A 13,017-nucleotide genomic window follows, 5' to 3' on the forward strand; every position below is an offset into this window, starting at 1 on the left:
TATCTCGAGTTTCGGAGTGATTTTTTGATCACTCCATTCTCTTATTTATAAAAACTTATTGAGCTCGTGTCTCATTCCAAATATTCAAATTTCCCATGTTAGATAGAAGTTGATACCTCACCACTAAAAACTCTGTCAACAAGGTGGAATAATTCATTTTTGCTTCACTTAACACATTCTGAGCATTAAGCACTTCTAGTAAATTTCCTACACCCGCTTTATAACGTCCTTGAGCGACTTCATAGGCTTCTGAAGCACTTTGATTCAATATCGTTAGCGCCTTAATATTGTCATGAATTGCATTTAGCTCATTATAGTTTTTCCAGATTTCAGCATTAATTTCAAGCTTCAATCTCTCCTGCTCTAATAGCTTTAATTTTAAGTTTTCTTGAGCAATGACAATTTGATTTTTTCGATTATAACCATCAAACAATGGGAAATTGACTTGCACACCCGCTTGTAGAGATTGGCGATCACTTCCATAACTTTCACTCGTTTGTTTTTGCTGATCATAAATGCCATTAAAACTAATAGATGGATATCTAGACCGCTGTATTGCCTTAATTTTATTTTCAGCTCCGAGTGAATCATACTGTGCAGCTTTAAACTTTGGATGCATTTTTTCAGCATCCTGAATGAGGATTTCAATCGGTTTAAGATCTAGCTCTTTTGGAATTTTTAATTGATTATTAATTTTGAAATTTTGGTATGCAGGCTCACCCATTAATGATGCTAAAAGTCCTTTTGCTATTTTTAAATCACCTAAAAATTTAGTTTGATCTGACTTTGCTTTCGCCAAATTTGCGGACATTTGTAATGCATCTGATTTGATACCAACACCCGCACGATATCGAGCATTTGCAATTTCATAGTTTTTTTCTGCAAGTACAACCAACTCATTAATATTATTTAACTTTAACTCAGCCTGAATAATTTGATAATAAGTCGAAATCGTTTTGATGATCATATTTTGCAAAGCTACATCATGCTGTGCCAAAGACATCGCTAATAATTTTTCGGCTTCTTCTGCTTGATAAAATCGACTACCAAAATCATAAAGTAGCCAATTGGCTCTTATTCCAAGTCCGTAACGGCGTAAGTCAGTGTCATAACTCAAAACAGGACGATCTTTTACTTGATTATCATCACGTGACCAATCGTAATTCAAGGTGCTATTCACTTGAGGATAATAATTTGCTTTAGAGATTTTAAGCTGAGCAGCTTGAATACGCGTTTGTGCCCAAGTACTTTTTGTCTCAGGATTACGACAAACTGCACGTTCAATGGCATCAAGGAGCTCTATCTGCTGTTCATTCTTGAGACTATTTTGAGATAAACAATGTTGAGGTTGACTTAACATTTTCTGATTTTGAAGGTCAAGTGACACACTTTGATTGAGTTGTTGTTCTATTTGCTTACGTTTTGTCTCATTCTCACGGGCTTTATGCTGAGCCGTGAGCTCATCAAACCATAAAGTCTCGCGCTGTTTTTTTAGATTTGGAGTCAGTTTTGACAACCAACTCTCTGCATAAGCCAACGAACTATGTACGAATAGCGACTCAGCAACAACAATGAAAGCGATGTATGGAATTTTCATTTAGGTTGCAAATCCTTGGTCAACATATCACGGACAATCACGCCATCTTGTAAAGCGATAATCCGCTCAGCAGATGAAATCGTTTCTGGACGGTGTGCAATAATCAATTTGGTAATATTCAAATGCTTGAGATTTGCATTGACCTCTTGTTCTTTTAATACGTCTAAACTACTGGTCGCCTCATCCATAAATAAAATCTTTGGTTTTTTATAGATAGCACGAGCCAATAAAATTCGTTGTTTCTGTCCTCCTGACAACATATTACCAATATCCCCCACTAAGGTTTGATATCCCATTGGCATACGGCTAATGTCATCATGAATTGCGGCATATGCTGCACATTGTTGTACCCATTGCATATCTGGATTTGAATCAAAAAAGCAAATGTTTTCTGCGATTGAACCAGCAAATAGAATGTCATCTTGTAACACTGTCGCGACTTGATCTCGCACAGCGTTTAATCCTAATTGTTCAAAGTCACGCCCCATGATTTTGACTTCACCTTCATTCTGTTTAAATACGCCTAACAGAACATGTAGCAGTGTGGTCTTACCGCAACCTGTTGCCCCGACAATGGCGACAGATTGATTTTGGGGAATCTTAAAACTAATCCCCTTGAGTACATAAGGGTCATTTTCTGAATATTTAAAGTGCAGATTTTCGACTTCAATTGCATTCTCAACCTGATCTACATTTGTGATTTCAGCATCACCGTATAATTTTTCTTGTTCTGTTAACACAATATCGGATAAACGCTCTACATCAATTTGAAGCATTTTAACTTCGATAAACTTATCGATTAGTCCTGCAACCCGACTATCAAATTGGCCTTTATACGCCATAAATGCCATCAGCACACCAACTGTAAAATTACCCTCCAATACCAATGTGGCACCTAACCAAATAATTAGAATGTTCTGAATCCCAAATAAGACTCCATTCGCCAATGAGAATCCTAAACCTAACTTTTGGGTCGTTAATCCAGCATTGACTTGATTGACCATAAGGTTTAACCAAGTCGAACGGCGAACATCTTGTCGCTGGAACAGTTTTATGGTTTTAGCTCCACGCACAGTTTCCATAAAATGGCTGCTTTGCTTCGCTGCATGAATAATTTGCGCTTCAGTCGCTCGCTTCAAAGGTGCATACCAAATCCATCGGATTAAGGCGTATAAGCCCATGGTAAAAATTGCAATCCAAGCTAACTTCGGACTGTATACAAACATTAAAATCAACGTAAATACTGTCATTAATCCATCAAGAATCGCAGCTAAGAACGTTGTGGTGAGCGTGGTTTGAATGTTACCAATTGATCCAAATCGCGAAACAATGTCACCGAGTGATCGTCTTTCAAAATAAGAGACAGGAACATTAATCATGTGATTAAAGACGTTGGCTTGCCACTGCACACTTAAATGTGTGCTCATATACATCATGATCCAAGAACGAAGTAGCCCGATAAACTGCTGAAGCAACATCAACATGCCAAACCCAATAGCCAGTATCGTTAAGAGATCCCGATCTGCAGATACGATCACATGGTCGATCACCCATTGCATAAAAAATGGGCTAATTAATGAAAAAACTTCTAAGGCTAAGGCCAAGATTAAAATTTGCCCGAGAGATTTCCATAAACCACGAACATGACCGATTAGACCTTTAAGCTGAATCTGATTTTTATCTTCTTTTTTTTCAAATTCAGTATCTGGCCAAAGCTCTAATGCAACACCCGTAAAATGTTCAGACACCTCATTGAGTGTCAGTACACGTTTACCAAATGCTGGATCTAAAATCGTGACTTTATTGGCACTGACTTCTTGCAATACCACAAAGTGGTTGAAATCCCAATGTAAAATACACGGGGTTTTAAGCTGATCTAAATCTTCTAAATCCAGCTTTAATGGGCGTGTTACCATTTTCAACTGATTACTAATTTTGATCAGCTGATTGAGATTTGAACCCTTTTGAGAAACTGAAAAACGACGTCTTAACGTTAATAAATCAGACTCATAGCCATAATAATGCGCAATCATCGCAATACAGGCTAATCCACATTCTGTCGCTTCCGTCTGTAAAATGGTTGGAATTTTCCGTCCAAATCCAAGAGAAATTTTGTCTAATATCTGCATGTTATTTCTTCTTATATCTTGCCAGTGATGCTATATAACGGTTCGAGTACCCATTCATATAGTTTTCTTTTTTCTTGCATGATATCTGCATCAAAGGCCATGCCCACTTTAAGAGGCTTACTTTCACCATAGGCTTTTACAAACTGTTGTTCTAATTTGACTTTGACTAAATACACAGGTTCACTTTGGTTAAGTGTTACACCCTGACTTAACTCGCCTAAATTGGTCAGTTCTTGTGGGTTCATCGTCGTCGCTGAGATTGAATGAATCACACCTTCACCTTGACCAAATTTTTGGTAAGGATAGGCTTGAAAACGAAGTTTTACGGTTTGACCAGTCCTTATAAATCCAATTGCTGAACTGGGTACAAAAAGATGTGCTTCTAAATAAGAAGGCGTCGGAACAATATTCATAACAGGAATATTAGGAGAAATAAACTGACCAACCTCTGCATTAATCGATGCTATTTTTCCTGTCGCATTGGCTTGTAATAGCAAACTATCCCGCGCTTTATTTTCTAAAAATTCTTGCTGATTCGAAGCTAATTGACGATCGACCAAAGTCAGCTCACTTTCCAACTTCGATGCTAGTCCTTGCTGAGCCAATAATTTATTTTCTAATTCAGCTTGTTTAGTATTTTTTTCACGCTCATAACTCTGTAATGCAACTTTTAGGCTGATATAGTTATCTTGCTTCAGTTGATATTCTTCAATCGAAATATATTCTTTATCTTTTAAATCTCGATAACGATGTGCATTTTCTTGTGCAAGTGCTAGACGTTGGCGTTGCTCGGCAATTAAGCCATCTAATTTTATTAAATCTAAACGTATAGATTGAATTTCTGCATTTAATTGTTGAACATTATTTAAATGTAAGTCTTTTAGTTTATTTTTTTCAGTATCTAAACTTTGTTTTTTTAACTCAATTTGTTTTTGTACAGACTCATTATAGTTACCTGTACTATTATAACGCGTCATTTTTAATGTAATTAATGGTGTCCCTTTCTCCACTAATTGACCTTCTTTGACGAATTTTTCACTGACTGTACCCCCTTCAGCACTATAAACTCGGATTAAACCTGTATTAGGAATCAATAATCCTTTAACACTCGTCCTCTTCGTATAGCTTCCAAAAAAAATAAAACTCACTAATAAAACAGTAAAAATGGCGACAACAATCGTGAGTACCGTAAATGAAAATGGTCGAATCAAAATGACTTCACCAATCCACTTTGACTTTTGTGCATCAATCGCTTTGTCTCTAAACAGCTTATTTGTCATATATATTTGTAATTAATTTTTCAAGTACGGGTTTTTATATTGAATTTTCATCAAGTTGACTACATTTCAACAGCGTGCTTAAAAGAGACAAACACAAACCAAAAGTTTTCAATAAAATAGTCATGATCTGTGTTGTCTCCTGTTCTATCCCACACTTCGCTCAGCTAAATCTGCTTTGAATAAACTCAGTTGGATACTGATTTCAATAGATTAAAAACGAAGCGTTCATCTTGTTTTATTTCAAAACTCGATTGACTAAAGGTGCTGTGAACAAAGCATGAGGATCATATTGCTTTAAAATATGACTACTCGACTGAATGGTTAAATGATTAGATTGACCCTGAGCATGGACGCGTGGAATTTCGTAATCGATATAAGTTGAACTATCCCAAGCTTTTTGATTGGTATAGCCCCACCCTTTAGACCATTCTGGTCGCATCAAAGAATCACCTTGATAACGTTGTGACATCCACTCCTCAACTTCTGTGTAAAATTGCGCTGAGAATGGCGTACCTGGCAAGGTTAAAATATCAAACCAAACGGCACAGTCCCATTCAGGATGATCAGGACAAGGTTTAATGGCTGATAATGCTGCTGTTTGAGCGCCGTGAACAATTGAATCTTCTGGATGATCCAAGCCCGTAACTCGAATTTCAACAGGTCCATTCATTGGGAAACGACCCATTTTTTGATATTGCTTCATCTTAATGCCGTAATAATCACAAAAATCAGCAATAACCCGTTGAACGTTTGCACGACTGGTAATGACAGCATAGCCATTTGCCGTAACACGCAAAGTTGTTGGTTTGACATACAGTAAAACGTTTTTTGACGTTCCCCATAAATCATAAGTTTGAGTGGAAGCCAAACCACCAGTCAAAATCGTCGTGATTCCAGATAATGGCGTACCATTTAAACCTAGTTTAGAGATTTCATACTGAGTAAAACCGAAGGTTGGCGTGAGATAAGTACTTTTATTGACGATGATTTTATGAATCAAATCAGTAATAGGTTTGATCAAATTATCTGAGAACCAATAATTGAATGGTTTGACTGTCTGTCGAGCAGTCAAAGGACGATACGGAGTAACAGTCCAAACTTTTAACCAAGGATAATCGGTGAATGGAAACCAAATTGCTTCTGCACGACCAGATTTATCCAGAAAATGAGAGAAGGTACGTCCAGCATGCTTATCTTGAGCGAATAGCTCATTGATATGAATGTCGGTATAGCTTTCACAACGAATATATTGATTTTTTGACGTTTGTAATTGTGCAGATAAAATAAATGCACGACCTATATGAACTAAAAATGCACCAATTTCTGGATCATTTCGCAGGAAGGTTTTCGCAACATATCGACCTTCTCGTTGGTCGAAAACAGCAGCAGTGATCGATACCACTAAATTACTGATCGAACCATAAGTTTGACCTTCTTGTTTTATTTCCCCTACGGCAGGTACACCTGTGCCATGACCATCAATGGCCAACACACCACCCAAAGTTAAATCTCCAGGTGCGGGCACTGCTACAAATCCACGATTACGGTATTCCATTGCGGTTAACAATGCTTCCATTTGAATGCCTGCTTCGGCAGTCACAATACCTTTTGCATCAATACTGACTTTGTTGATATGCGTTGGCATATCAATCAATAAAATTTTAGTAATCTTGTCTTGATCATCCAACAATAAAGGTGACCAATTATGTGACATCCCTTTGGGTCTGACTTTATAGCCATTTTGATATGCCCAGTTAATGGCTTTTAAAACTTGTTCTTGATTTCTCGGTGATGCTGTCCATGCATTTTCATAACGAGATTCCCCAGACCAATTTTCATATTTCTGTTTAAAAATTGAGATTTCAGTTGGGAAATTTACTAATCTTTCTTGTAAAGGAAAAAACCAAGCTTCTGCCTTTTGTGTTGGAAGCCATGCTGAAACAGCACCAACAGCAGCTAAGCTACCCATTGTTTTTAGAAAGTTTCTTTTATCGTGATCTATTTGTTCTGATGAATTCTGCATTGTTATAGCCACCAAAAGTTTAGCTTTATTATTTCTGTTACTGAAAGCAGACCAGTACTCATGACCAGTCTGCCTTTAACACTTTATTTAAAACTTATGAAAGCCAAGCACGAACGCCATTTAAAGTCGGAAGAAGTTTATATTGACCTTCTGCCTTTTCTTTTTCGTAATGGTTTGGAGTTTCAGCTACATCGCCACCAAGTGCACGACCAAGACCAATTAATGTTTTTGATGCCACTAAACCAGTAGTATCAGCAGCTTGGTGTACTAGCCCTAAACCTACTGCACTAAATACAACACCAACTGATGAAATCAGTTTTGAATTAAGTGTTTGATTGAATAAGTTCACACCGTGGATGATTGAGTCACCAATCAATGTTCCAGCACCAGATACTTCATTGATTTCTTCTTGCTTTAATTCTACTAAGCTCATGATTAAAACCTCGTTATAAAGAATTTATGTTAGATACACCTAACTTTTGTTAAGCACTTTTTAATATACAGAATGAATTGTGTATCTATAATGAAAACTGTATGACACTATTTAATTATTTTGTGATTTATTTAACATTAATTTTGATAATTCGATTGACTCAATATTCTTGAAAATAACAGCCCAATTTCAAATAATAGATAGATCATTGTGCCCCCAATCGCCATTGATAATATGTCTGGCGGCGTTACAAACATGGCAATAAAAAAACAAAAGATAAAAATGTAAGGTCTATTTTTTTGGATGGTCTCAATGTCTACTAATCCAAAATACACCGTGATCATAATGACCAATGGCACTTGAAAAATCAGCCCTAAGACGAAGAAAAACTTAATACAAAACAATAAGTATTGTTGAATATCTGTCATAGGGGTCACACTATCTGGCGAAACTCCAATAAAGAATCCCAATACAGCGGGCAGAATAAAAAAGTATCCCAGTGCAATGCCCGAGTAAAACAACACAATACTTGAGGGAAAAAAGAAAAAGAAAATTTTACGTTCTTTCAGATAAAGCGCATGTTTTAAAAAAACATATAATTTATAAAAAATAAAAGGAAAAAGGATGATCAGCGTGACAAAAAATACCAACTTAATGGGTGCTACAAATGTACTGGTAATATCTGTCGCAATCATATGCGCATTTGCAGGTAATTTAGCTTGTAGAGGCAGTGCGATCGCGTTATAAATTTTGTTCGCGAATGGCACTAATCCAACAAAAATAACTAAAAAGCCGATAACGACATGAATTAAATTTCGCCTAAATTCTTCAAAATAATCAGAAAAATGACTCAGTGTTTTTTTGAGGTCGGAAGTTTCAGACATATCTCACTCCCATTACATGTATATCAACACACGACCAATGCGCTAAATGAGTCATTAGAAAATCTGTTTTATAAGGTGCTGGAACATAAAACTTTTGTATTGGGAAATATTGTTTTTGTTTCTGATCAATTTGATCATCTAGATGCGCGAAATATTCCTGCATTTGAGTTTCAAGCTGTTTAACATTCTGAATTTCGTCTTTTAATTCTTCACGAAGTTGATGAAGCTCAAGTTCTAGATCTACTTTCTGTTTAATATCGGATTTTATTTCACTTATTTTTTTCAAGCTTCGAAGCGCAAAACGAATCGCATCGGGTAAACGATCAGGACCCAAGACCACAATTACAATCAGTCCAAGAAAGAGTAGTTCTCCAAACCCAACATCAAACATAGGTTAAAACACCACAATATTGCTTTGAATATTGTTTAAAAAAGATTATTGATGAGTGTCTTTTTTATCTTCGCGAACAGCATCTTTAAAATCTTTTACAGCGCCGCCGACATCTTTGCCAAAATTCTTTAATTTAGCTGTACCGAAAATGACCAAAATAATTATGGCAAATAGTGCGATATGACCAATTGAAAGACCCATCATTATAGTTATCCTTATTTTTTAATATTGCTTAATAATAACAGACCAACAATGCATAGAACTCTTGAAATGTCTAACAATCTCAGCATACATATTTGAGTCTGTTAAGATTTTTTATTCTGCTTTCAAAATATAAGCTACTGATAAAAGTAAAAAAAACCGATTTAAGCCTTTGCTTAAATCGGTTTTCAGTCACTTGGTTCGCTAAACTACGTTTTCAATTCTTTGTTTAACTTGAATAATAAAGTATTAGCGACCATAGATTTCTAAAAGTTTATCTAAAGTTGCTTGATAATGAATATCGATATCTTCAGCTAAAATAGCATACGCATTATCTAACTGAACCATTGGCCAGCCTTCTTTCCAAAATGGAAAAATATTGTGTAGATCATGTGTTACGATTGCTTCTTCACGTGTAATCGCCTGTGCAACCTGCGATAAAACTTGTGCTGTTTCAGCACCATCAATCTCAAGATAATCAATACCACGCGCTTTAAGAATACGAATTCTGTCTTTTTTATATTTAATTTTTTTTGCTTGTGCTTCATTTAAGCCTAGCGCAAGTGTCACTGCTTCAACAAACTTTTCTTCAAAAGATTGATGTAATGCAACCAAGGCTTTTTTATGTGCTTCCTGACGCCCCTCTTTACCACCACTTCGAATCAGTTTATTCGCCTCAACATTAAGTTCGTCAGATTTCATTGACTGCAAAATATCTAAAATTTCGATATCACTTAAAGATTCAGCATTGTGGTGTGTCATGGGAGTACTTCAATTCAACTTAATCTTGCATTTTCTCATAATTCAACACAAATACATAATCTAATTCAAATTGAATCGATAAACTTTCAAATGATTCTAAATATTTGGAATTATACTTCTGAGTTTTAGTGCAATATTAAAGTCAAAACGATGGGTAGTGTGATTGCAGCACCGATAATTTGCAGACTAATTATGCCAGCCATTAATTGACTGTCACCACCCAATACTTTTGTCAGAATATAAGCAGCTGAAGCCGTTGGTAATGCAAAATATAAAATAAAGATTTGCGTCTCTAAAGCATTGAAGCCCAGCATTTTACAGACCAGCCAAGCCAAAATCGGCATTAAACATAAACGCGATAGCGTGTTGATCATTAGAGGTAATGATTCTTTTTTAAGAGCCACAAATTGCAATGCAGCACCGACACACATTAGTCCCATAGGTAAGCTACATATCGCAAGTTGGTAAATTAATGACTCTGCACCTTTCCATAATGGCAGCCCGGATACATTGTAGAGCACCCCAACCAGACAACCTAAAATTAAAGGATTTTTGAGTAACGATATAATCACTGCGCGAAAATTCATATTTTCATCATCGGTCAGTGCCAATACCGAGATGATATTCACAACAGGAATACTGATCGCCAACAGTAATGCAAAAATCGTCATGCCTTCTGCTGGAAAAAGCGAAGCAACAACTGCTAAACCAATATAGGTATTAAAACGTACATTACTTTGAACATAGACTCCAAATCTTCGTGTTGGGGTCTGAAAAATTCTTTTTAAAATATATAAAACCGCACAAGCAATTGGAAAGACCACGAGTAAAATGACTAAAATTTTACTCACCATCTCCATATGAATATCAGCTTGAGCCAAATTACCAAAAAGCATGGCAGGAAAAAACACAAAATAGTTAAGTTTCTCTGCACCCGCCCAAAACTCGTCTGTTAAATATGATTTCTGTTTAAGAAAATATCCAATTAATATGAGTCCTATCAGCGGCACTAAGGATAAAACAATGCTGTACATAAATGATGAGCCTAATCGAGTGCAGATCGCTCAGCCCTAATACGCTCAATCAACCACAGTAGTTTATTGCATGCATTTTGAACTGATCATTTTATATTACACTGCATCAAGCTGATCGTCTCAAAAATTCATCATTTACATCATGCATTGACTTGTTTTATATACGCTAAAATTTCAGGCAAAGTCTGAATTGTTTTATTTAAGGGCGGTTGATGTTCAGCCAAGGATTGGTGGAACCCCGCCAAATATAGTCCATCTAATCCAGCCTGAGTAGCAGCCCAATAATCATTCACTGGATGATCACCAACATAAAGACAATGGTCAGGTGCAATTCCTAATTGTTGACAAGTCATATGAAATATTTCTGCTTGAGGCTTTGACACACCTGCCTTCTCAGAACTCATGATTACATCAAAATAATGCGCGATTCCTAAACCTTCGATAATTTTGTGTCGAGTGAAATGTCCTCCATTCGAAATGATTGCCAACTTAAATCCCTCGCTTCTAAGCTGATCAAGCGTCTGAATAGCATTTGGCATCATGACTGCGTTTAGTCCAAATTGATTAAACCAATAGTCACTTAATTCATCTAATTCTGGTGCTTTTTTCCATTTCAACTGATTGAGTAATGCATGAGCGACGGAACCACCAATGGTAGGTGCAGTCATTCTTTCTCGGATGGGATAGCCACCATGATCAATATATCGAATCGTTTCGAGAATCTCAGCTTGCGCAGACGAGGCAGATTGATCGATTTGCTGTTTATAAGTATTAAATAATGCCCGACTAAAAGTTTGAACACTTAAATCTCGGTGTGTCAGTGTATTGTCCAAATCAAAAATAACAGCTTGAATTTTCATAGTGCTTAGAGGAGTGTATTCATTTGCCCATGCTATCAACTCTCCGCAATCTCGATTATTCCTTTTTATTTCATCCTAAGCATGAAAATGAATAAAAGATAGATTACAGACTAATTCCATGGATGTTTGTTTTGAACTGTATACCGACTCCATACTAAAATTGGTATGAACAAAAATAATCCTAATATACAGATCAAAATGAGATATGAGGTATAACCAAGCCAATCGCCTAATATGCCACTCAAGGTATACAGTGCTCCCGCAATAGAAGCCATCAATGCGACTTGGAAAGTAAAATCTGTTCCTGCAAATTCTTTCCGACTGTATTGCATCACCAAGGTTAGAATAATCACCAATAACATCGCAGCGAACATATCTTCTAAAGCATTGATGATATAGATCCACACGACGTTCAATTCAGAAGGTCGAGCCTCATAATGCGATAACCATGCAAATCCAATGAGACTCAATAATTTAAGCAGTGAAAAAGTAATTAAAGCACTTTGACGCGAATAAAACCTAAGTAGCCAACCTGCAATACCTGCTCCGATCAAAGCAGCAAATGCTCCAAGCATGGTCACATTGACACCAATTTGCGTCTTAGATAGTCCTAAATCGACCAACAATGGTTTAAGAATAGGTCCAGACAATCCATCCGTCACTTTAATGCTACACAATACAAAAAACCAAAGTCTGAGTTCTCGATTTTGAAAAAAATATTTTAAGTAATGACTTAAAGCTTTCACGAAACTTTGAGTTTTAGATGATGAATCATCATCTTGATGATTATTGATGCTTTGTGAAGTATGTTGAGGCTCACGATACAATAATACGGGTAGCGTATTAAATGCCACCAAAATAGCCAAGCATAAAAAAGTGGTTTGCCAAGTCAATGCATCTAATACCCACAATATCGCACCGCCTCCCACAATAAAGCCCAACCTTGAACCAATCACTTGGAACATATTGCCTAAATGCTGTTGTTCACCTTTTAGAATATTCACAGCTAAGCCATCGGTTGCTATATCTTGAGTCGCTCCGAAACTATTCATCATCAACAATGCCACGAAAAATCCAAAGAGATATTGAGGTTGATTCAGTGATTGAATGGGGATAAATGATAAGATAATCAATGTGATAATTGTGAGTAACTGAGTGGGTATAATCCAACTGCGGTAATGCCCTTGATTGAACAAATGAAGGCGATCAACCAATGGAGCCCATAAAACTTTGAGTGCCCACGGAGCCATCAGCAATCCAAATCCACCAATATGCGTTAAGGAAACACCTTCAGCACGCAGAATCACGGGCAAAGCATGTGTCATAAATCCTACTGGCAATCCTTGCGCCCAATAGAGTGAAAATAAAAGCACATACATTTTGGTATTTGGTGACATGAAAGAGGTATCCTGCAACTGATGTT

The 13,017-nt window shown here is 36.6% G+C and carries 11 protein-coding genes and 1 pseudogene; all 12 read right to left on the minus strand.

Annotated elements, in window-relative coordinates:
* Positions 1 to 55 precede the first annotated feature (55 nt).
* The 12 genes and pseudogenes from AC1M86_RS08010 to AC1M86_RS08065 all read right to left on the minus strand — a co-directional run bounded on the left by AC1M86_RS08010 (position 56) and on the right by AC1M86_RS08065 (position 12,991).
* On the minus strand, positions 56 to 1,597 hold the full coding sequence (locus AC1M86_RS08010) for a TolC family protein (protein ID WP_481607705.1): 1,542 nt from the start codon (positions 1,595 to 1,597) through the stop codon (positions 56 to 58).
* On the minus strand, positions 1,594 to 3,726 hold the full coding sequence (locus AC1M86_RS08015) for a peptidase domain-containing ABC transporter (protein ID WP_481607706.1): 2,133 nt from the start codon (positions 3,724 to 3,726) through the stop codon (positions 1,594 to 1,596). The genes AC1M86_RS08010 and AC1M86_RS08015 overlap by 4 nt, the downstream gene beginning before the upstream one ends.
* An 11-nt stretch (positions 3,727 to 3,737) precedes the next feature.
* The gene (locus AC1M86_RS08020) at positions 3,738 to 5,006 is read right to left on the minus strand and encodes an HlyD family secretion protein (protein ID WP_481607707.1); all 1,269 of its coding nucleotides are present in this window, start codon (positions 5,004 to 5,006) and stop codon (positions 3,738 to 3,740) included.
* Positions 5,007 to 5,241: 235 nt separating this feature from the next.
* Complete coding sequence (locus tag AC1M86_RS08025) at positions 5,242 to 7,029, minus strand: cholesterol oxidase substrate-binding domain-containing protein (RefSeq protein ID WP_481607708.1); 1,788 nt, start codon at positions 7,027 to 7,029, stop codon at positions 5,242 to 5,244.
* A 94-nt stretch (positions 7,030 to 7,123) separates the two neighbouring features.
* On the minus strand, positions 7,124 to 7,462 hold the full coding sequence (locus AC1M86_RS08030; protein WP_035268003.1) for a hypothetical protein: 339 nt from the start codon (positions 7,460 to 7,462) through the stop codon (positions 7,124 to 7,126).
* A 137-nt stretch (positions 7,463 to 7,599) separates the two neighbouring features.
* Entirely contained in the window at positions 7,600 to 8,346 is a 747-nt protein-coding gene (gene tatC / locus AC1M86_RS08035) for a twin-arginine translocase subunit TatC (protein ID WP_051586588.1), read from the minus strand.
* Entirely contained in the window at positions 8,339 to 8,737 is a 399-nt protein-coding gene (gene tatB / locus AC1M86_RS08040; RefSeq protein WP_051586589.1) for a Sec-independent protein translocase protein TatB, read from the minus strand. The genes tatC and tatB overlap by 8 nt, the downstream gene beginning before the upstream one ends.
* Before the next feature lie 54 nt (positions 8,738 to 8,791).
* Positions 8,792 to 8,941: pseudogene (tatA, locus tag AC1M86_RS08045) on the minus strand (twin-arginine translocase TatA/TatE family subunit); the annotation flags it as partial.
* 246 nt (positions 8,942 to 9,187) lie between these two features.
* A complete protein-coding gene (locus tag AC1M86_RS08050) occupies positions 9,188 to 9,700 on the minus strand; it encodes a hypothetical protein (RefSeq protein WP_179998562.1) in 513 nt (170 codons plus the stop codon).
* Positions 9,701 to 9,825: 125 nt separating this feature from the next.
* Entirely contained in the window at positions 9,826 to 10,734 is a 909-nt protein-coding gene (locus AC1M86_RS08055; RefSeq protein WP_481590505.1) for an AEC family transporter, read from the minus strand.
* A gap of 140 nt (positions 10,735 to 10,874) precedes the next feature.
* Positions 10,875 to 11,594: an HAD family hydrolase gene (locus AC1M86_RS08060; protein ID WP_481589115.1), complete on the minus strand. Its 720-nt coding sequence runs from the start codon at positions 11,592 to 11,594 to the stop codon at positions 10,875 to 10,877.
* A gap of 110 nt (positions 11,595 to 11,704) precedes the next feature.
* Positions 11,705 to 12,991, minus strand: a complete 1,287-nt coding sequence (locus AC1M86_RS08065) for an MFS transporter (protein ID WP_481607709.1) — start codon at positions 12,989 to 12,991, stop codon at positions 11,705 to 11,707.
* Positions 12,992 to 13,017 lie beyond the last annotated feature (26 nt).

Source organism: Acinetobacter sp. ANC_7654, from assembly GCF_056779855.1.